At 38.8% G+C, this 22266-nt stretch carries 13 protein-coding genes and 1 pseudogene; 5 read left to right on the plus strand and 9 right to left on the minus strand.

Annotated elements, in window-relative coordinates:
• Window positions 1-35: 35 nt before the first annotated feature.
• A complete protein-coding gene (locus AC2D3N_RS15645) occupies window positions 36-1334 on the minus strand; it encodes a TldD/PmbA family protein (RefSeq protein ID WP_484693765.1) in 1299 nt (432 codons plus the stop codon).
• Window positions 1335-1660: 326 nt separating this feature from the next.
• Between AC2D3N_RS15645 and metG the strand changes: the two genes are divergently transcribed.
• The 3 genes from metG (at window position 1661) to lptC (ending at window position 5213) form a co-directional block, all read left to right on the plus strand.
• Entirely contained in the window at window positions 1661-3268 is a 1608-nt protein-coding gene (gene metG / locus AC2D3N_RS15650; protein WP_079681548.1) for a methionine--tRNA ligase, read from the plus strand.
• Window positions 3269-3382: 114 nt separating this feature from the next.
• On the plus strand, window positions 3383-4000 hold the full coding sequence (locus AC2D3N_RS15655) for a LabA-like NYN domain-containing protein (protein WP_079681549.1): 618 nt from the start codon (window positions 3383-3385) through the stop codon (window positions 3998-4000).
• A gap of 85 nt (window positions 4001-4085) precedes the next feature.
• On the plus strand, window positions 4086-5213 hold the full coding sequence (gene lptC / locus AC2D3N_RS15660; protein ID WP_079681550.1) for an LPS export ABC transporter periplasmic protein LptC: 1128 nt from the start codon (window positions 4086-4088) through the stop codon (window positions 5211-5213).
• A 17-nt stretch (window positions 5214-5230) separates the two neighbouring features.
• On the opposite strand, the gene AC2D3N_RS15665 is transcribed toward lptC, so the two are convergent.
• Both AC2D3N_RS15665 and AC2D3N_RS15670 read right to left on the minus strand, forming a co-directional pair.
• Entirely contained in the window at window positions 5231-6256 is a 1026-nt protein-coding gene (locus tag AC2D3N_RS15665) for an NB-ARC domain-containing protein (protein WP_484691426.1), read from the minus strand.
• A gap of 124 nt (window positions 6257-6380) precedes the next feature.
• Entirely contained in the window at window positions 6381-7403 is a 1023-nt protein-coding gene (locus AC2D3N_RS15670; RefSeq protein WP_484691427.1) for a Fic family protein, read from the minus strand.
• Between the two features lie 230 nt (window positions 7404-7633).
• Between AC2D3N_RS15670 and AC2D3N_RS15675 the strand changes: the two are divergent.
• Window positions 7634-8451 (plus strand): annotated as a pseudogene (locus AC2D3N_RS15675) (IS701 family transposase).
• A gap of 222 nt (window positions 8452-8673) precedes the next feature.
• On the opposite strand, the gene rpiA reads toward AC2D3N_RS15675, so the two are convergent.
• Complete coding sequence (gene rpiA, locus AC2D3N_RS15680; protein WP_484691428.1) at window positions 8674-9384, minus strand: ribose-5-phosphate isomerase RpiA; 711 nt, start codon at window positions 9382-9384, stop codon at window positions 8674-8676.
• A gap of 153 nt (window positions 9385-9537) precedes the next feature.
• On the opposite strand from rpiA, the gene AC2D3N_RS15685 reads away from it, so the two are divergent.
• On the plus strand, window positions 9538-12831 hold the full coding sequence (locus tag AC2D3N_RS15685; protein ID WP_484691429.1) for a tetratricopeptide repeat protein: 3294 nt from the start codon (window positions 9538-9540) through the stop codon (window positions 12829-12831).
• Between the two features lie 93 nt (window positions 12832-12924).
• Here the strand turns inward: AC2D3N_RS15685 and AC2D3N_RS15690 are convergent, their stop codons facing one another.
• From AC2D3N_RS15690 to AC2D3N_RS15710, 5 genes are all read right to left on the minus strand, one after another.
• Complete coding sequence (locus tag AC2D3N_RS15690; protein WP_484691430.1) at window positions 12925-13164, minus strand: hypothetical protein; 240 nt, start codon at window positions 13162-13164, stop codon at window positions 12925-12927.
• 104 nt (window positions 13165-13268) lie between these two features.
• Complete coding sequence (locus AC2D3N_RS15695) at window positions 13269-14687, minus strand: diguanylate cyclase domain-containing protein (RefSeq protein ID WP_079681556.1); 1419 nt, start codon at window positions 14685-14687, stop codon at window positions 13269-13271.
• A complete protein-coding gene (locus AC2D3N_RS15700; RefSeq protein WP_484691431.1) occupies window positions 14677-17097 on the minus strand; it encodes an ATP-binding protein in 2421 nt (806 codons plus the stop codon). The genes AC2D3N_RS15695 and AC2D3N_RS15700 overlap by 11 nt, the downstream gene beginning before the upstream one ends.
• Before the next feature lie 230 nt (window positions 17098-17327).
• Entirely contained in the window at window positions 17328-18257 is a 930-nt protein-coding gene (locus AC2D3N_RS15705; protein WP_079681558.1) for a class I SAM-dependent methyltransferase, read from the minus strand.
• Window positions 18258-18349: 92 nt separating this feature from the next.
• Window positions 18350-22246, minus strand: a complete 3897-nt coding sequence (locus AC2D3N_RS15710) for a non-ribosomal peptide synthetase (RefSeq protein ID WP_484691432.1) — start codon at window positions 22244-22246, stop codon at window positions 18350-18352.
• Window positions 22247-22266 lie beyond the last annotated feature (20 nt).

Here is a 22266-nt window from a genome sequence, read left to right on the forward strand (position 1 = left end):
GGGCAATAAAGAATAGTAATTCGTAATTCGTAATTCTAACCCTTCCCCGTAACAGATAACCCTTCAAGAATAATAGAAGGAGTATAACAGGAACCATTCCAAGAGGCATCACCCCCTAATTCTATAACTTGTTTAAGGGCGGTGTAAACATTTCCGGCGACCATTGTATTTTTTACCCGTCCGACAATTTCGCCCTTTTCAACTCGATATCCTAAATCCACATTAATCGAAAAATCCCCACTAATTCCCGCACTTTCTCCTAACATTTGATCGACAATTAAACCCCGATCTAAACTTTTAATTAACTCAGCTAAAGAACTTTTGCCAGGTTGTAATAAAAGATTAAATAAACCCGGGGTGGGATAACTGCCTAAATGGGTTCTAAATCCGTTTCCGGTTGTACCACTTCCCAGGGTGCGACCTGTGGTTAAGTCGGTATAAAATAGTTTTAAAACTCCGTTTTGAATAAAAGTAATCGGACGGGTGGGGATACCTTCATCATCAAAGGGACAACTAAATGGCCCGGCATCGGGTTCTTGATATAGGGTTAACATCGGAGATACGACGGGAGTATTTAGGCGATCGCTCCAAGGAGAAGCCCCCTCCAAGACCTGTTTGCCATTCAAAGCGGCCGAAAGGGTTCCCCAGAGCATATCGGCGGCTTTAGCGGTAAATAACACCGGAATCCGACCGACGGGGGACGGCACGTTATTTTTAGCCCAATTTAACCGCATTAAAATCCGTTGGGCGAGTAACGTAGGATCGAGAAAATCCCGTTGGGTTTGGCCATCGGAAACATATAAAAAATCATCCTTGCGTACCCATTCAGTTTCCATATAGGCACTGAGGGTGGTATCGGTGTGGCTACATTCAAGTCCCCTGGAGTTAATCAAGCGAATTGATTCGACTTCGCAATCCCATTCGGCTGCACATAGGATTTCAGGATAGGAAGCCCGAATTAATGCAATCGCCTGTTTCCCCCAACTGATCAATTGTTCAACGGGTACAGTTTCCCCAATATCGGGATAGGTGGATTGAGCCTTAGATTCAGTTAATTCAATGGTTTCTGGCTGATTTAGGGTACTTAAAGCCAGCGCCCGGGCGACTAATTTTTCCGGTTCCACTGGCCCATAGGCAACGGCCAAACCCGGACGTCCATCTCGCCAAAGTCGCAGGGTTGTCCCTTCTGATTGGCTACTTTCGAGTTGCTTGAGTCGATTGGCTTCAAAAAAAATCGGCTTGGAAAGGGATTGAGATTGAAACACTTCCGCAGCCTCAGCGCCCGATGCGGCAGCTAACTCTAATAGCTGTTCGGCGGATTGGTCGTAGGTCATGGATAGTAGTGATGGCATAGCGTCATCGTTCATCCTACCGTGATCGGTGATCGGTGATTTATTTTTAGTGACACAGACTGCTCAACCGCAGACCCCAAAATGTTTGATAGTTTAATTTAATATTGGTTATATTTTTGACCAATATTAAACTTGTTTGAGAATTTTTGAGAATTTTGAAATAACATACTATAATCTTTAAGTTTCAAGATCGCGCCTTGCCAATTTCTACTGCTGTAGAATTTAGCAATCATCGATAATAAAGTAAGATTCACAGGGAATAATAACCCCTAGATCCCATTAAAACTTCTTTAAATCAATAAATCTAAATGAAATTGACACCGACCCCTTTGAATACCTTTACCCTTACAACACCCCTTTATTATGTCAATGATGTTCCTCACATTGGTAGTGCTTATACAACAATAGCGGCGGATGCGATCGCTCGATTTCAACGCCTCCAGGGAAAATCTGTTCTCCTAATTACTGGCACCGATGAACACGGTCAAAAAATTGAACGGACGGCTGAGGAGTTAGGTCGTTTGCCCCAGGATCATTGTGATCAGGTTGCCTCTAGTTTTGCCTCCTTGTGGGAGCGGTTTAATATTCAGTATGATCGCTTTAGTCGGACAACTGCACCCCGTCACGAAGCCATTGTTAAAGAGTTTTTTCAACGGGTTTGGGATAAAGGAGACATCTACCTCAGCCAGCAGCAGGGTTGGTATTGTGTCGCCTGTGAAGAATACAAGGAAGAACGAGAATTAGCACCCGGAAAATTCTGCCCCATTCATACCAATAAAGTAGTAGAATGGAGAGATGAGCAGAACTATTTTTTCCGCTTATCTAATTATCAGCAACAGTTAGAAACTTTATATCAAGAGCGTCCTGAGTTTATTCAGCCAGAAAGTCGGCGCAACGAGGTCATGAACTTTGTGAAGCAGGGACTACAGGATTTTTCAATTTCCCGCGTTAATATTGACTGGGGATTTCCCATTCCCACCGATCCAAGTCATACGATTTATGTTTGGTTTGATGCCTTGTTAGGCTATGTAACCGCTTTGCTTGACCCCGAAGATGAACCCACCTTAGACAATGCTTTATCGAAATGGTGGCCGATTAATTTACATCTGATTGGCAAGGATATTTTAAGGTTCCACGCCATTTACTGGCCAGCAATGTTGATGTCCGCAGGTTTATCTCTACCCGGTCGTATCTTTGGACACGGTTTTTTAACCAAAGATGGGAAGAAGATGGGCAAAAGTTTGGGAAATACGCTTGATCCCGTGGCTTTAGTCAATCAATATGGTTCGGATGCTATTCGCTTTTATTTTTTGAAAGAGATAGAATTTGGACAGGATGGTGATTACAGTCAAACTCGGTTTGTTCATACGGTTAATGCTAATCTAGCCAATGGCTTAGGAAACTTACTCAACCGCACGCTGAAAATGGCGCATAAATATTTTAACGGTTGTGTTCCTAATGTCAAGAGTGAGGATATCCCCCAGGAAGATGCACTCAAATCCCTTGGTCTAACCTTGGCAAATACGGTGACTCAAGCATACAATTCCCTAGCGTTTAGCGAAGTTTGTCATGCTGTTTTCAGCCTGATTCAAGCCGGGAATAAATACATTGATGAACAAGCTCCTTGGAGTCTTTATAAACAAGGAAAACAAGAAGCGGTTGCTCAAGTTCTTTACTCGGTTTTAGAGTCAGTTCGCTTATCGTCCTATCTTTTGTCCCCAATTATTCCCAATATTAGCACTCGAATTTATCAACAATTGGGATATGCTATCGATTTTAATGACCAGACTATACTGACAACATCACTGTTTTTTAATACCCAGAGCGTTTGGGGTGTCTTGCCCGCCAATCAACCCCTGGAGGAAGGGCAACCTGTCTTTAGACACTTGGAGTTAGGGGATGTAGAGGAGGTGTAATCCCAATTTTAACCCCGTTTTAATGATAGCCTAGTTTAACATAAAACATCAATTTCAATTGGTTTACTTTACCCATACTCAGATCATTTTTTTCATAAAAAAAGAGGTATAAAAATGTTCAATCATATCACCACTGGAGAACTGTTTACTCCTGAACAAGTTCTGGAAAACAGGGGCAGGGTCGCCATCTTTATTGATGGTTCTAATCTATTTTATGCAGCTTTGCAACTGGGAATTGAAATTGATTACAGCAAATTATTGTGTCGTTTAACCGCCGGATCTCGGTTGTTACGTTCCTTTTTCTATACGGGAGTTGATCGCACCAATGAGAAGCAACAGGGCTTTTTATTGTGGATGCGACGGAATGGCTATCGGGTGATTTCTAAAGATTTAGTTCAACTTCCCGATGGTTCTAAAAAAGCCAATTTGGATGTAGAAATCGCCGTTGATATGATGGCCTTAGTGGGTTCCTATGACACGGCGGTTTTAGTCAGTGGGGATGGAGATTTAGCCTATGCGGTGGACTCCGTGAGTTATCGCGGGGTGCGGGTGGAAGTAGTGAGTTTGCGAGCGATGACCAGTGATAGTTTAATTAATGTCGCCGATCGCTATATTGATTTAGAAATGATCAAAGAAGAAATCCAAAAAACCCCCCGCAGTCCCAGCTATAGCTATCGTCCCCTATCGGGAATTAGTTTAATTGATGGGCAAATAATTGAGGAGCATTCCTAGAAAAACAAACGGAGTAAAAGCCGGCTTAGGCTGGTTTTTACTCCTAAGTTTCTGAATTTCTGAATTTCTAAATTATTAAAATTAGATGCGGCTTTTACTGGTTTGGGTGATTATTTTAGTCGGAATTTCTGCTTGCGCCCCAAAAAATATTGAACAGACCTCAACGGATTCTAAATCTAAGCCTTCTGAAGAATTTGAACGCACTTTAACCTTAGATGATGTCACCTTAGAACAGGCAGATGAGCAGGGAAAATTATTATGGAAAATTAAAGCCAAGCAGGTTAGTTATAGTAAAGACAGGAAAATGGCAACGGTGAAAAATCCCGTGGGTGAGTTATATGATGGAGGAAAATTACTCTATAAAATTAGGGCTGATCAAGGGGAATTTGAGCAGAATAGCAAACGTATTTTTTTACGCAATAATATTGTGGCTACCGATCCAAATACGGGTCTAGTTTTGAAGGGAAAAGAGTTAGAATGGATTGTGCAGCAATATATTATTGTAGTGCGAAATGGAGTCACCGGAGATCATGCTCAATTCCAAGCGGTGGCTCGGGAAGTTCAGGTATTTTATCGCCAAAAACGAGTAGAATTTTGGGATAAAGCCACTGTGAGCGCAAAAGATCCGGTTGTTAAGTTAAAAAGTGATCATATTATTTGGTTATTGGAACCGCAACTTTTAACCAGTAATATGAAAACCGAGATTGAACGCTATCAAAATCAAACTATTACAGACCGGGGGGTGGCGGAAACCGCCGAAATGAATTTAAAAACCAAAACTGGTGTTCTGAAAAAGAATGCCCAAATTGCTTTATCTCAACCGCCTTTACAAATTTCTAGTCAGGAATTACAATGGAATTACGATAAACAAAGTATTAGTTCTCCCCAGTTTATTACCATTATTGAACGAGATCAGCAAGTCACTTTAACCGCCAATCAAGGGTGGGGAGATTTGAAAAATAATATCTTTTATTTAACCGGAAATGTAGTCGGAATTGGTCAAAAACGTCAAGCCCAACTCAATGCTAATGCAGTGAATTGGTCTATTGTTGAACAGTCTTTTTCCGCCGAAGGAAACGTGGTTTATCGTCAAATTGATCCCCCGTTTAGTTTGATGGGAGAAAAAGCCGTGGGACGGTTTGAAAATGATACAATTGTGGTTAGCGGAGGGAATACGGGAACCCCGGTGGTGACGGAAATTATCCCGGAATAGTTAGGTCAGAAACCGGGTTAATCATTATTTTTCCAATAGTGCTTAAAGACTTGATTAATCTCGAAATAGGAGATCTCGTTTTTGATAGAAGTCAAGAGTAGAAACCTTTTGATTAAAGATTGAATAGTCAGAGAAACGTCTGCGGGGGATAGGGTAGTAGTAAGGGCGGGTTTATTCAAGTTTTCTGTGGCTAACAGAGATTGTTTTGAACCCGCCCCTACAAGGATTTCTGAGAGAGTCAGAGGTTGACTTTGTTGGGCTAAAAATCGCATTAAATTTTGTTCTGAAACTGTTAATCGTTCAAAGGTTTGAGTTAAATGGGATTGTAATAGATCACTTAACATGATAGAATCATATTGTAATAAATTCTTGACTTTTCCCGCGAATAATTCCTGAATCATACTCGCTGTTAACTCTAACCAGAAAGGATTACCTTCATAAAGATTAACCAAAGTTTCCCAATGTTCTATATCGGTTAATTTTTGATCTGATAAAATATTATGACTTGCTTCTCCTAACCCTTCTAAAATTAAAGATTTTACTGAATTTCCCTGTTTTTCTAATTGAGCAATTTCTCTCGGTTTTTCTGAACTACAAAACAGTAGACAACTTTGATGATGAGTTGAGGCAATTTGTTGCCAAAATAATTGATAATCTATACAATGGGAGTGATAATCTCCGGCTATTTTTTGCGGTCTGAATAACATTTGTACATCATCTAGGATAATTAGACAGCGATATTGCTGTAAGTATTGAATCAATTGTCTGAGTTGGGTTTCAAGCTGATCAAAAGTTTCAGTTTCTGAGAAAATTTTTAATAAATCAGTCAGTGTATTTTCTAACTGGGGTGAAAATTGCAAACTGCGGTAAATTATATAATCAAAACTCTGTTTGATTTGTGAAACTAATTGTAGAGATAGGGCTGTTTTACCCATTCCACTGATTCCGAATAATCCAATTAGGCGATATTGACTATCAATAATCCATGTTTCTAGGGTAGAAAGTTCATCATATATCGTCAAATCTTTGACACCATCGGTCAAAGCAGGGGGGCATCGCTGCCGGGGTTGTCTCTTTCATTCGTTATTCTTGAATGTTATGTGCTTGCTCTATAACTGTTATAATCTATTCCCCTCCTTATTTTTGTTTAAGTCCCACTATTACCTATTACCTAAAATAATTATCAATAAAACCAGTAATTTCCTGATAAAAACCCTGCCCCTTTTCCCGACTACTACTTGCAGTAACCAATAACCTTAACGTTTCCACAAGTGAAGTCATAGCAGCATCAAAAACCAAGTCAAAAAGCTGCCCTAAATCATCTTGGTTTTGTTGTCCGTAAGCCAACGCATTAATATAATCATTGCGAATTTGGTTATGAATGACTACAATCGGATAACCCGCACGAATTAACAGTAAATTCATTAACAATCTAGCCGTTCGACCATTGCCATCTCGAAAAGGATGAATCGAAACAAAACGATAATGAGCCATTGTCGCATACTCGACCGGATGGAGTTTTAAAGCTGTTTCTGAGTTGAGCCAGATTCCAAAATCTCTCATTAATTGAGATAGTAAATAATGGGGAGGATAACGATAATTTGTTCCGGCTGCCATTACATCTAAAGTCCGATAACTCCCTGCTTCATTGGGGTTAATTTTTCTGAGAATTAGATTGTGGATTTGTTTAATTTCCCATTCATTAATTTCCGTGTCTTTTTGGGCTAAATCTTCAATATAATCAATCGCCTCCTTATGTCCTATCACTTCTAAATGTTCGTCGAGGGTTTTGCCCCCAACTGTAATCCCCTTGGTTAAAACTAACTCGGTTTCACTTTGAGTTAAAGTATTGCCTTCAATCGCATTAGAGTTATAAGTAAATCGGACATCATAAAGTTTTTTGAGTTCCGCGACAATCAGGGGTTCAAACGGTCTAAAGCCATCTAACCAAGTTTTTAGTTTGTCTATTTGCTCTAATTTTAGTTGATAATTCATCGTTAAATAGCGATTGATTAAAGCGGTTAATGAAAATTCTTGATGTTGACTTAAAACGATGATTTGTTGAATAAATTTCTCATAGCGTTGAGAAGAAGACACCAACACATTATCGTCCCTGGCGCTAACCCAGGACTGATTAATTCTAGTCCGATTTTCGCTTTGCTGTTTGAGATAAGTTTCTCTTGTCTCCATATTTTAACTGACGAGGGGGTTTGGGGGAGCGATAAGTCCCACACTGAATTTCACAAAACAAAAAAACAACCACCAAATCAGTGTGGGTTACATGGACTCCCCCAAGTTGATTTTGGTCGGTCAATCCCGACAAAATTAACAATAATATGTTAGTGGGACTTAAACAAAAATAAGGAGGGGAATAGATTATAACAGTTATAGAGCAAGCACATAACATTCAAGAATAACGAATGAAAGAGACAACCCCGGCAGCGATGCCCCCCTGCTTTGACCGATGGTGTCAAAGATTTGACGATATATTTGGTCATCTTGCCCAAAAACGGGAATTTAGGAACTATTTAGGGGGATTATTGGGAGAAAGTGAGCGAAAAAACCTGTCGCAAATGGCGAATAACGCCGTAGGGGTAACTTACCACCGATTGCACCACTTTTTAACCGAAGCTCCTTGGTCAGCAATGAAACTGAATCAGCGTCGGCTGGAGGTGATGAATCAGTGTAAGCAAACCCAGATTAGTCGGGGATTTGCCCTAATTATTGATGATTCAGGACATCGAAAAAGCGGGAACTTTACCGAGGGAGTGGGACGACAATACATCGGAGAAATCGGAAAAACCGAGAATGGAATCGTAGCAGTAACCAGCCATCTATACGATGGCAAAAAAAACTTACCATTAGATATAGAATTATATCAAAAAGCCGATAGATAATTTAGCTAAATCGTTGCCCCCAGAAGCTTTCAGTGAAGTTAAACTCCAACTAGAAAAACCCAGAACTGTCTGGGTAGCAACAAAAGAAATTGAATTATCAAAGTATGCCGGGAAGAAAGTAATAGCCATCGTCATGAATGCTGCCACTTTTCAGACATTGGATTTTGGTGTTTTGTGCTTATACTTTTATTCTCTGGCATAGTTTAACCGGAGGATTAAGACGTCGATGGGCGAACAAACCCTTAAACACATTTGTTGATGCTCTTGAAGCCTTTCGCACAGCGATTTCTTTTCGATTTGTGGAGTGGCTCCAACATAATAGGGATGTATATATCGACTGAAACAGCAGCACATCTGCATCAATGCTGGTGTCTTCTGACTGGGGAGTATATCCAGGTTTGACTGTAGCAACTGGAATAGATGGCATAGAAATTGGCAGGTTGGATGGCTAAAATATATGATTTTTATTGTTGCTAGATTCTACCTACTTTTAACCCAAATAGAGGCTCTTAAAGTTCGTCCCCTGGAGAGCCAGGGAACGAGAGTAACGAGGTTATTTAAGGTTATAAAATTTCTCGAACTTTTGCTTGTCCGTCAATCACTTCACCCACAAGAATGATATCAGCAACCCCGACAAATAAACCATTATCTAAAACCCCGGGAATATTGTTGATTTCTTTTTCTAATTCGGCGGGATTTTCCAGGACATCAAATTTGACATCAATCACCAAATTTCCTTCATCTGTCACCACTGGCCCGGCTTTTTTAACTCCCATTCTTAGGGTCGGTTTTCCCCCTAATTTTTCCAGGGCTTTCATTACTGGAGTCATCGCCATGGGAATCACTTCCACGGGTAATAAAAAAGTTGATCCGAGTCGCTCAACCAGTTTAGAATTATCAACAACTACAATGAAAACTTCTGCCAAACTATCAACAATTTTCTCCCGGGTATGGGCGGCTCCACCCCCTTTAATTAAATTCTTGTGCGGATCAACTTCATCAGCACCATCAATGGCAATATCGATGTGATCCACTTCATCTAATGTGGTTAATGGAATGCCATATTGTTTGGCTAATACTGTGGCTTGAAACGAGGTCGGAATCCCTTTAATATCTTTGAGTTCTCCACTTTGGAGCCGTTCTCCAATATACTGAATCGCATAGGCTGTGGTGGAACCGGTTCCGAGTCCAATAATCGTTCCTGATTGTACTCGATCGGCGGCGGCTTTGCCCACATACTGTTTCATTAATGTTACGGGATCTTGTTGGCTCATTTTAATTTATCCTGAATAAAGGGTTGTTTTAGATTGCAGTCAAGTCTAATTTAACCACAAAGACACAACGAACACAAAGAAGTTGTCAACACTAACCGACTGATTGGTATACTGATTAACGTGGGCATTTGATTCGTGATTGGAGAGTAAATTGTGAGTTTAGATTCCGTTTCTTCCCTATTAAAACAAGGAATTCAACTTAAAGAATTAGGGAATTTAGAAGCTGCAATTCATACCTTTGGGCAGGCTTTAGCGATTAATGCCCAAGACGCAGAAGTTTATAAAAGACTGGCGGAAGTTTATATTTTAATCGGCAAGGAAGAAGACGGAATTAACTATTTACATCAAGCCCTGAATTTACAACCGGATTTGGCTTCTGCGTATTTGGTGGTGGGCAATGCTCTCTATATTCAATCTCGGTTAGATTTAGCAATTTGGGCCTATACCCAAGCTCTGGAAATACAACCTAATTTTACAGAAGCCCATGCTAATTTGGGTAGTATTTATTTTATTAAAGAACGTTTAGATGAGGCATTTTCTTGTTATCAAATAGCACTAAAAATCGATCCCAATCAAGGATTAATTCATTGGATGAAGGGAAACTTACTCACAAAGCAGGGGAAAATAGAACCCGCAATTAATTATTATCAAAAAGCTATAAATTTACAACCAGATAAAGAAATATTTTATTTAAAATTAGCTGAAAATTTGGTTAAAATAAATCAACTTAATCCCGCAATTGATTGTTATAAAAAAGCCATTCAACTTAATCCTCAACGAGCCTTTACCCATCAGGAACTAAACCGACTGCTGCAATTACAATTTCAAGAGGCGGGCGAGGTTAAAGGCGAGAATCAAGGATTTCATGAAGGAGGAGTAGAACTGGCAAGTGCTGGACTAGAAACCGAATTCAAATCTCGATCTGAATCCAATATTGAAACGGCTTTAGTTGCGTCTGGAAATCAACAGTTTTTAGTTGATAATCCCCCGGAAAAAGATAGTGAAAACCTAGAGGTTCAACAATACAAACAACAAGCTGAAATTCTCATGAGTCAAGGGTTGTATGAGCAAGCCCTTGTCGCTTGTCATCAAGCCTTGAAATTACAACCGGATTATTTACCCGCCTATTTAACCCTGGGCAATATTCTGCAATTCCAAGGTAAAATAGAAGCAGCATTACGAGCTTATTTTCAAGCCTTAGAACTGCGACCCAATTTTGCAGAAATTCATGCAAATGTGGGAACCATGTTGTTTAAACTACAACGGTGGGAACAGGCAATTTTGAGTTATCAAAAAGCCTTAGAGATTAATCCCAATTTTGCGGCGGTTTACTGGAATTTAGGCAAAGTTTTTCAAACTGTAGGTCGGGTTGATGAATCTATTTCCGCTTGGCAAAAAGCCTTAGAATTACAACCGAATTTAGTTGAAGCCGAATTTAACTTTGAATTTGGCAATAGTTTAGCCCGTCGTAGTCTTTGGGATGAAGCGGTTAAAAATTATCAACGGGCGATCGCTTTAAAACCTCAGTGGGCAGAAGTCTATACTAACCTAGCGAGTGTGCGATCGCAACAAGGACAAGAACAAGAGGCGATTCAATATTATCAAAAAGCCATCGAACTTAAACCCGATTTACCCCAGCCCCATCTCTATCTCGGTCATATTTTCTTTCATAAAAATGATTCTGAAAAGGCAATTTATCACTATCAACAATCGATCAAACTTAAACCCGATTCTATCGATAGTTATGCTAATCTTGCTAACCTTTATGCTAAAATTGGTGAAGTAGAAGCCGCAATTCAAAACTTTGAACAAGCCTTAGCCTTGCAACCGGATTGGGCGGAACTTCATTGTCGATTAGCCCATATTCGCAAACATGATCAACCCTCAGAAGCCCTAATTAATTTAGAAAAAGCGATTGAACTTAAACCGGATTTTGTCGAAGCCTATCAACAATTGTGTGATTTACTCAGCCACTCTACCAATTTAGCAAAAGCTCGAGAAATGTCGGATTTATATTGTCAAAAATGCGGGGATCAAGTTCCGGTTTTGTCAGCAATTGCCTATATTTTTGCCTATAGTCAATCGGGGGCTTGTCAACAGGCGCTAGAAAAACTCATAGAATTAGAAAAGATCTGTTATCAAGATCCCGATAAATTAGAGATTTCAGAAGTGATTATTCTCTATGAAATTCTGTTATTTACGGTTTCTCACCTGCGGGATGATTTAGAAGCCAATGCCAAATTATATCGCTTAATTGCCCAACAATATACTAAACATCGCTTCAGTGGTGTCCCCTCGCCCCAGTATGCCACCATTCTCGAAAAAACGAGTTCAAAACCCCTGAGAATTGGCTTGATTTCTAAACACTTCCGACGGCATTCTGTGGGCTGGTGTAGTGAAACCTTAATCCGAGAATTGTCCCTAATTTCCCCCTATATTTATATTTATGTAACCGGACAGTTACCTGTGGATGAAGTCACCCGAAGATTTGAACAAATAGCGGCAAAATTTTACTGGCCAAAATCCTTTCCTAATGGGTTTGGTTCGCCGGAAGAATTAACCGCAGAAATTCTCAAAGATCGGTTAGATATTTTAGTAGATTTGGACTCCATGACCGTGCCCACTAATGTCCAGATATTCTATCGTAGACCCGCCCCGGTTTGTGTGTCTTGGTTAGGGTTTGATGCGCCATATATTTCACCGGATAACTATTTCTTCTGTGATCAATATAGCCATCCCCAAGGGATTGAAAAACATTATTTAGAAAAGTTAATCCATTTACCCCATACTTCCGTCGCTTTAGAACCTTTTAAAAGCCGTCCAGTAGATAGAAATGCTGTGAGAAATGGTTTAAATATTCAGCTGGATCAAATGGTTTATTTATGTGTAGCACCTGGACGAAAAACCAACCTGAAAATGATTGAAGCTCAGGTTAAAATTCTCCTAGGAGTTCCCAATAGTGTATTAATCAGGAAAGGTCAAGGGGATAATAAATTAATTCAAGAACTCTATCACCAAGTTTGTGTTGAACAGAATGTTGATCAAGGTCGAGTGATTTTTATTGGGTTAACCAAAACCGAAGAAGAACATCGAGCGATTTATTATGTAGCGGATGCCCTATTAGACTCCTATCCCTATAATGGAGGAACCCATAATTTAGAGGCTCTATCGGCTAATTTACCAATTATTACTCGGGCTGGGGAACAGTATTTATCCCGCATGGGTTACTCGTTTTTAAAAGCCGTTAATCTCGATATTGGTACGGCTTGGACTTGGGAAGAATATACACAATTAGGGATTAAATTAGGTTTAGATATCAATTTACGCCATCAAATTAAATCCCATTTGATTCAATCTCAAAACCCAAATTCCTTAGCTCCATTATGGAATCCTAAAAAATTAGCGCGAGAAATGTATGATGTTTTTGAGAAACTTTATCGGGGATAGGGAATAGTTTTTAGAAACTTATGAAATAGCAAAACAATATTAATATAGCAAGAGGCAATAGGGAATGGGCAATGGGCAATAGGTAAATACTTACTATAAGTAGCTTTTAGCTTTCAAGAATGTCCTAATAGATGTGGCAACTGCTATATCCTGTTGATTCAGATTCAAAGTCGCCAATTTAGCCCGTACAGCATCAGCCCCCTGAATTTTTACCGGAGTCAAAATAATTTGTCCACCTTCTACCTTAACTTCAAAATATTCAGCCTCCCCGATGGCTTGAGTTATACTTTTAGGTAGAGTAAGCTGATTTTCAGTAGTCAACTTAGCAAGCATAGTAATATTCTTAATTATTTACTATTTATTATCTGTTATTCATGCTCAATTGTCAATTATCCACAAAACCAAACTGCAAGATAAATTAATCAAATAAATCCCAATTACCCATTCCCTATTCCCTGTTTCTGATGACAACTACTACTAATACAATAGCGATCGCGTCCCTGTTGTTTAGCATTATATAACGCTTGATCAGCCAGTTCAATTAAGTAATTGGGCTGAACTTCCAAACTGGGGATAACCGAAGCAATACCCAAACTGACGGTCACAATTTCCCTAACATTGGAGTATTCATGGGGAATTTTTAAACGGTAAATCGCCTGCTGAATTCGTTCTGCAACTTGAATTCCTGTGGCTAAATCCTTCCCCGATAGGAGGACGATAAATTCCTCTCCCCCATAACGGGCCACCAGGTCAATGGGGCGGCGCAAATCCTGGTGGCGAGTACATTGATATACTGCTTGAGAAATCTGGACAAGGCAATCATCCCCCGCCAGATGACCGTAGTGGTCGTTATAGGGCTTAAACCCGTCGAGATCAAACATAATCAAGGTCAGGGGTCGTTGTTGTTGGGCTAAGACCTCCCATTCCCTTTGCAGACAAGCATCAAAACAGCGACGATTAGCGATCTGAGTTAAACTATCGAGATTAGCAAGTTCTTTTAATTTCTGATTGGCTTCTTGAAGGGCGAGTTCAGTTTTTTTGCGGGCGGTAATATCACGAATAGTAATCGCAAAACCATCCCCTAACTTGACCGCCACAAAATGATACCAGTAGGAGTCCCCAACGGGATAGTAAATATCCTGTTCTAAGGATTCCCCAGTTTCAACGACTTTAACAAAACGATAAAACAGTTCCGGTTGAATGCGATTTAGGAGTCTTCTGAGGATAACTTTCCCCATCATATCCTCCCGAGTGCGGTCAAAAACCCTCGCTAAGATCGGGTTAACCACTAAACACCTAAAATCCTTGATTTCCCCGGTTTCCGGTTCCCGTAAAGCCTGTAAAGCCGCAATGCCATCGAGGGAACCATTCAATATACTCGATAACAGTGCCCGGGATTGGTATAACACTTCCTCGGCATCTCTACGTTTAATAATTTCCTGTTCCAGAAGTCTTTGTTGTCGTTGAATGGTTAACTGACTTTCCAGACGGGCGACAACTTCTTCCACTTGAAACGGTTTAGTAATATAGTCAATCCCACCGGACTGAAACGCCTTAACTTTATCAAAAACATCATTTAAAGCACTAATAAAAATAATTGGAATCTGGGATAAATTTTCATCGGCTTTTAGGGCTTGACAGACCTGATAACCGTCCATTTCTGGCATTTTAATGTCCAAAAAAATAACATCAGGTTGCTTAACTTTAACGGTTTTGAGTGCCATTCTACCACTGGTGACACTGCGAACTGTATAGCCAAGTTTAATTAATAAATCACTGAGTAATTGTAAATTCTCTGGCAGATCATCAACCAGAAGAATATTCCCTTTGTTCTCTGCGACTAAATCAGGATTCATGACTAACGAGGGGTTCAATTAATTTAATAATCTGTTCAAATTCAAACTTACGCACAAGTTGTGTAAGGGATTGTATCAAATGAGTTTCTATATGAGGAATTTGTGTGATTAATTGCAGAACTAGACCCGTGTTCGCTTCAAGAGTAGCTTGATAGAGCTCAACTATCCACTCCTTAGGCATACAGGTCAATTGTTGAGATGTCAAGGCACTATCCAGGTTAATATCTGACACAGAGGGTTTTGTTTCTGAATAAATATATCTTACACCTAAATGTTTGGTAAGTGTCTCAAAAATATTATGCTCCGTAAAGGGTTTTCTAATAAAATCATCACATCCAGCCGATAGCACAATAGCTTTTTCCTCCTCTAAAACACTGGCAGTTAGGGCAATTACGGCGGTTGCATTGCCTTTTGTTGTGGATTTAATATATTTTGTCGCTTCATAGCCATCCATGACCGGCATTCGCATATCCATCCAAATTAAATGGGGTTCCCACTGGTTCCAAATTGCGATCGCTTCTAGTCCATTTCTGGCTTCTTTTACCTCAAATCCTAGGGGTTGTAAAAGTTTAATTAATAATTTTCGATTCACTTCTTTGTCATCAACCGTTAGCAATTTGTAGGTCGGTTGACCTTTGACTAAACCCAATACAATCCGCTTGGCTTCCGTTGGCTTATCCTGGGAATTTTGACCCCGTTGGACTCGAATTTGGAATCTAAAGGTTGTCCCTTGATGCAATTGGCTTTCAACTTGAATTTCTCCCCCCATTAATTGGACAAATTTCTGACTAATGGCTAATCCTAAACCCGTCCCTTCTTGGGATTCTTTTCCCGCTTGAGCTTGAGTAAATACCTGAAAGAGTTTTGGCAATTCTTGGGGAGAAATTCCCACCCCAGTGTCCCGAACGTGAAACTCCAATAAAGTGCTATCGGTATCTGAGGTTTCTCGTTGAAGCACCGTTAAAGTCACCCCACCCTCGGGGGTAAATTTAATCCCATTACTGAGTAAATTAATTAAAACTTGACGGAGCTTAACCTGATCGCTATAAATATATTGAGGAACCGATGGATCTCGCTCAAAGATTAAATTTAATCCCACATTCGCCGATCTCAGATGCAACATATCTTCTAAATCATCTAACAACTGATATAAATCAAAATGGGTAAGATTTAATGTGGTTTTTCCCGCTTCTATTTTGGAGAAATCCAGAATATTATTAATCATGGTTAGGAGATACTCCCCACTGCGATAGATAATCCCAGCATTTTCCAAATGTTCTAGGGGAAGATTCGGCGTCCTGAGCATGATTTGAGAAAAGCCTAAAATCGCATTCAAAGGCGATCGCAATTCATGACTCATATTCGCAATAAAGATACTTTTAGCTTGATTGGCAACTTCCGCTTTTTCCTTGGCTTTTTCCAGTTGTAAGGTTCGTTCTTTGACTGTATCTTCTAAATTAGCCAGAGTTAACTCTAATTTGTTGGTGGCTTTTTGCTTTTCATCAATTATGGCGGATAAAATCAGAGAAGTGACCGCAAAAACCCCAATAAATAATTGAACTAAAAATAAAGATTGATTCGGTGATGCTTTAACAAACGGGCCAAATCCTAGGGCAGTGGCAATAATACTCACAGAGGAAACGATGGCTACCATCACAATCGAAAACTTTTTACCCAAAGTAAATACAGTTAAAATAAGTAACAGCAAGAAAATATATTCAACAGAAATATTTTTGATAAAAGTTATCCATAAAACCACAATTGTACCGATGCTCACCAAGCCGATTATTGATAATTTAATTTTCGGGGGCAGTTTATTGGCTCCCGGGACAGGACGAATAGTAGGAATTAAAAATAGGGGAGTAAAAATTACATGACCCAAGGCACTGGAGGCCCACATTGTAAAGAAAGAATTCCAGTAAGTTTCGGCTGAATAGAACCCGATATAAACAGCAGTATTAACGATCAGAAGGGGAGGCAATATGGGAACTAAAAGGCAGGATAAAATAAAAAAAGTAATTACTCCATTAATACTATTAAATAAATTTTTAATGTTAGTATATTTTTTAAGTAGTAATGTAATAAATAAAGGTTGTAAATAATTGGCTAAAATACAAGCAACATTAATCAAAATCAAACTCGTAAATGATTTTATGGAACTATGGTTATCAATTAATCCTACTATTGAACCAAAAGCAATTGCTGGAAATACTTTTGAACCGAATAAAATGACAGCAGCTAAAACCATACCCGCCGGCAACCAAATCGCAGAAGAACCATGTACAGATGTAACATTGATGCTAAATTTTACTCCCAGAAGGTAAGCAATTCCCAAACAAATATTAATCACAATCAGCCTGAATGATTCTGATTTTTGATAACGAAAAACTTGCTGATTAAATAGTTTCATATTTTTTTTGAGATTTAATAAATATAGCAATCCTAAATAGGTTGTAACATGGGTTCCTGGCTGTGCCCGGGTTTCAATCTCATTTATATAGATGGAATCCCCGTGCGTTCACGCCGGGGCGGCTGTCAACTCCACAACTCAAATAGGATTGCTATAGTAATCTCAGGGGAATTTGTCTGTTTTTTTTTCTTGTACTGAGATAGTGATTGGTCATAGCTGATTTAATCTAATTAATGGGGTTTTTCTCCAGAAAATAAAAGATAATCGTCAAATGCCATAAACCACCCCCTATTTCTTGACCAAACCTCAATTCCTGGGTTATCTTTTTGCAGATCAATAACTAAATCATGTTTGCTGATTCCCTGACTAACTTGGGCAAAATAATGAACCATTGCTGGCCAAACATATTCGCTAATGGGGATAGCTTGGATATTAACAAATCCATGTTTTTTCAGTTTTTCTACATAAGTATGCCGATCATATTGATTGACGAAAGGAATGCACATTTTTTTACTATTAAGCTTCAGCCAAAAGTTAATTTCTCGTCCCTCTCTAGGCAAACAATCTGCTAAAGCCAGCTTTCCACCCGGGCGCAACACTCGAAATGCCTCCGCAAAAAAATCCTCCCGGGTATCAAAATGAAAAGCACATTCTAAGGCCGTAACTTTATCAAAAGAGTTCTCGGGAAAAGGGATTTTTGTGGCCGAGCCCACCTGAAGATTTATCCGATCAGCTAATCCCATTTTAGCGACTCTTGCTTGAGCAATTTCTACTTGTAGCTCCGTTGTATTTAGTCCAATAATTGAATCAACCTGATTTTCCCGCACCCAGAGTAAATCTTGTTCAGCAAAACCAAACCCGACATCTAAAACTTGATCTCCAGCTTGAAGTTCGGCTATTTCTCCTAATTTACGAGCTAAAGCGGTGCAAGCACCATTATAAGTGGTTTCTGCTTGCCAATAGCCGAAATTTAGCCATTGGGGAATATTGGGATCATGAAGATTAGGATCTCGTTTGGCTATATTAGTATAAAGTTCAGATACCATAAATTTGTCTTGCAAAAACGAGATTTCCCTAATCGGATGCTGAATAAATTCTTTAATGATCATCCAGCGATTACGCCATTCATCTTTCAAGGGAATTTTGCCAATATTTTCCAAATCAATATTCTCCTTTACTTTAGTTCTTCAATTTTAACAGCAATAGAATCCGTAATCAACACAATATATTAGACTCAGAGATGTTTTGAAAGTTAATTTTTTAGTCCCTTCAAACTCATGTTAAGAATACGATTAATAATAGTGGCATTTTGTTGCAGATAGGGAGGATCGATCATCTCACGATGAACACCGGAGGCATAATAATTAATTCGTTGCCCTTTTGTCGCTTGTATCCAATCATCTTCAACATCATAGTTGCCCTCAGCACGGATCAGATGAATAGTCCCATTAATTTGCACATTTTTTAGGTCGGAATTCCAGAGAAAATTAAAGTATTCCCAAACTTGGTTATAAGTGCGATCGCGTAATTTTTGGTTTTCTAAAAAGTAACGTCTTAATTCCTGACGTTTGGGATTTAATAAGAAACCATCAACTCCAGCTTTTATTTCTGACATATCAGTTTTTTTTGCCTCACTACCGCCTCGGTAGGTATCTAGTAAAATAATATCAGAAACCACCCGATCACGGCTTTCTAACTTTTCAGCAATTAACATTGCTAAAAAACCTCCGGCGGAATGTCCCATTAATTTTAGGTCTTGATCAGGAGATAAATGATCGATTAATTCCGCATATTGTTCTAACATTAATTCATCGGCGATATATCTAAAAGTATAGATAGTATAATCTGTTAAATAATCAGCTAAATTTGTATAAGCTGTGGCAAAACCCAGGGCAGGAGGAAATAAAAATACAGCCCTTTTTTGCTGTTTATTAAACACAACATAAGGACGTTCTTTTGGTTGAATATTCATTTCTTTGGCATAGATAATATATTCACTTAATTCCGCCACCGTCGGTTTTTCATAAATGATTGATAAGGGAATTTCTATCTCTGTCTCTTGATAAATAAGTGCCATGAGATTCATCGCTTGTAAGGAATGACCACCCAAATCAAAGAAGTTATCATTTACTCCTATCTTGGATATCTGTAGAAGTTGTTGCCAAATATTGACTAATAAGGCTTCAGTTTGATTACCCGGGGCTAAATACGGGGATTCAACTATTGATGTTTGATCGGGTTTTGGTAATTTTTTAATATCTATTTTACCATTGGGATTTAAGGGAAATTCCGATAGAATTACAAAGGCGGAAGGGAGCATATAAACTGGCAATTTAGCCTGTAAAAAAATCCGCAGTTCCCCAGGAGTTACTGATAGGTTTTTTCCGACTATATAAGCGACTAAACGTTTGTTTTCAGCCGGATCTGTTTGCAGAATAATAACTGTTTGTTTGACTTGGGGATGGGTGGCTAAAAGGGATTCAATTTCTCCTAATTCAATCCGTAAACCTCGCAGTTTAATTTGGTTATCAATCCGACCCAGAAATTCAATATTCCCATCGGGTAGATAACGAGCTAAATCTCCACTTTTATACAATTTACCTTTACCAAAAGGGTTAGAAATAAAATTTTTGGCAGTTAATTCAGGTTGGTTAAGATAACCTCTAGCTAAAGGCACACCCCCAATATGTAGTTCTCCAGCAACGCCAATGGGAACGGGTTGTAAATATTGATCAAGGATGTAAATTTGGGTATTGGCAATGGGGCGACCAATGGGAATTATTTGATAATTAGACCCAGGTTTACACTGAAAGTAAGTGGCATCAACTGCTGTTTCTGTTGGCCCGTAAAGATTATGTAATTCACAGTTTAATCTTTCAAAAAATAGTTGATTTAGTTCATAAGATAGGGCTTCTCCACCACAAAATATTCGCTTTAAGCAACGACAACTTTCTAAGTTTGGTTGTTGTAAAAAAACTCGCAACATTGAAGGGACAAAACAGATTTGGGTGACTTGTTGCCGGGCAATCAAATTAATTAAGTAAGCTATATCTTTATGACCTTCAGGTTTAGCCAATACCAGGGTAGTACCAGATATTAAAGACCAGAATATTTCCCAGACTGAAGGATCAAAACTAAAAGGAGTTAATTGTAGGATACGATCTTCTAGTGTGAGTGGGTAACCATCAATCATTCGCCATAAATTATTACAAATACTCCGATGAAGATTCATCACGCCCTTGGGTTTTCCGGTCGAACCAGAAGTATAAATAACATAGGCTAAATTTTCCGAGGTTACTGCATTGATCGGATTTTCTTGGCTATAGTTTGCTATGCTCTGCCAGTCCCTATCTAAACATAGCAACTCGGCTTGATTGGGTGGTAAAAATTGTACTAAAGACTGCTGGGTTAACAAGATAGAACAGCCGGAATCAGATATCATATAGGCTAAACGTTCTGCTGGATAATTAGGATCTAAAGGTACATAAGCTCCCCCAGCTTTTAAAATTCCCAATATGCCGATGATCATTTCCAGAGAACGTTCAATAAAAATCCCCACCAATACTTCTGGTTTTACTCCTTTTTCTTGTAAATAATAGGCTAATTGGTTTCCCCGTTTATTTAACTGTTGGTAGGTCAATTTTTGGTCTTCAAAGATTACTGCTATTGCGTCAGGGTTAAGTTTTACTTGTTCTTCAAATAGTTGATGCAAACATTTATCTTGAGGATATTCAGCTTGAGTATTGTTCCAATCTATTAGTAATTGATCACGTTCTTCAGGAGTTAGTAAATTAATTTGTGATAATTGAATATTAGGATTTTCAATTACTGTTTGAATGATTTGTAAAAAGTGACCGCTCATTCTAGCGATTGTTTCAGGTAGAAATAAATCGGGTTCGTATTCTATGGCTAATCTGAGATTATTGCCATCTTCAAAGAAACTCCAAGTCAAATCAAATTGGGCAGTGCGTGGTTTTAAGGGATATTCTTGATGTTGAATTCCAGGAATTTCCATCACTGTTTTGCTTTCTTTACTCAACAGTGAAAACATGACATCAAATAACGGATTTCGTAATAAATCCCGTTCTAAATTGAGAGCGGATACTAATTTGTCAAAAGGATAATCACCATATTCATAAGCATCGAGACAGGTATTAGTTACTTCTGTCAATACTTGTTTAAAAGTTCCAGATTCTGGGATTAAAGTTCTTAAAGCCAAAGTATTAACATAAAATCCTATTTGGTTTTCTAAATCTGGATGATTTCGTCCAGAAATAGGGATACCAATAACTAAATCCGGCTGTCCTGTGTAACGGTAGAGTAATATTTTAAATAAGGTTAGCAAGGTAATAAATAGAGTTGTCTGATTTTTGGCTGCAAAACTGCGTAATTGTTCACTCAAACTCTGACTAAAATGATAGGTATATGAAGTTGCTTGAGAAGATTTTAATTGAGGTCTAGGGAAGTCAGTGGGTAAGTTCAGGATGGGGGGATGTTCGGCAAAAAGATCGCACCAATAATTATGTTGTTCTCTAACTTCTTCACTTTCTAACCACTGGTTTTGCCATGCAGTGTAATCTTTATACTGCAATTCTAGCGGAGGTAATACAGCATTTTTTTGTTGAATATAAGCAAAGTATAAAGTCACGAACTCTTTAAATATAATATCAAGTGATCTCGCATCACCAATAATATGATGTATTGTTAAACCAAACAGAAATTCCTCCGATTTAATCTGCACTAATAAAACTCGCATTAGAGGTAATTTATCTAAATCAAACCTTGCATTAGCTGATTCTTGAATCAAAGTATCAGCTAGGATTTCAGCATCTTTTTGTCCTCTTAAATCTCTAAAAATGACTAATTGTTCTGGAGCAATGTTTTCATGGACAATTTGCTGAATATTTCCAGCTACACTGGCAAAAGTAGTCCGCAAAATTTCGTGGCGATTAACAATTTGTTGAAAAGATTCTGTGAATATCGAGACATTTAAGTTGCCCTGTATTCTGATAGCTAGTCTAATATTATAGGCACTGGAATATTCATTGATATGGTGTAAAATCCAAAGCCGTCTTTGGCCGTGAGATACGTCATAATATTGTTGCTTTGCTAGGGGGTTAATCGGGTCAGATTGTTGTAAGTTGCTCATTTTATTTGTTGTGATTGAAT

Source organism: Planktothrix sp. PLAVEN19ND (assembly GCF_057220675.1).

Coding starts and splice junctions, on each gene's coding strand:
- AC2D3N_RS15645 (WP_484693765.1), bottom strand. CDS start 1,334: ATGACCTACGACCAATCCGCCGAACAGCTATTAGAGTTAGCTGCCGCA.
- metG (WP_079681548.1), top strand. CDS start 1,661: ATGAAATTGACACCGACCCCTTTGAATACCTTTACCCTTACAACACCC.
- AC2D3N_RS15655 (WP_079681549.1), top strand. CDS start 3,383: ATGTTCAATCATATCACCACTGGAGAACTGTTTACTCCTGAACAAGTT.
- lptC (WP_079681550.1), top strand. CDS start 4,086: ATGCGGCTTTTACTGGTTTGGGTGATTATTTTAGTCGGAATTTCTGCT.
- AC2D3N_RS15670 (WP_484691427.1), bottom strand. CDS start 7,403: ATGGAGACAAGAGAAACTTATCTCAAACAGCAAAGCGAAAATCGGACT.
- rpiA (WP_484691428.1), bottom strand. CDS start 9,384: ATGAGCCAACAAGATCCCGTAACATTAATGAAACAGTATGTGGGCAAA.
- AC2D3N_RS15690 (WP_484691430.1), bottom strand. CDS start 13,164: ATGCTTGCTAAGTTGACTACTGAAAATCAGCTTACTCTACCTAAAAGT.
- AC2D3N_RS15695 (WP_079681556.1), bottom strand. CDS start 14,687: ATGAATCCTGATTTAGTCGCAGAGAACAAAGGGAATATTCTTCTGGTT.
- AC2D3N_RS15700 (WP_484691431.1), bottom strand. CDS start 17,097: ATGAAACTATTTAATCAGCAAGTTTTTCGTTATCAAAAATCAGAATCA.
- AC2D3N_RS15710 (WP_484691432.1), bottom strand. CDS start 22,246: ATGAGCAACTTACAACAATCTGACCCGATTAACCCCCTAGCAAAGCAA.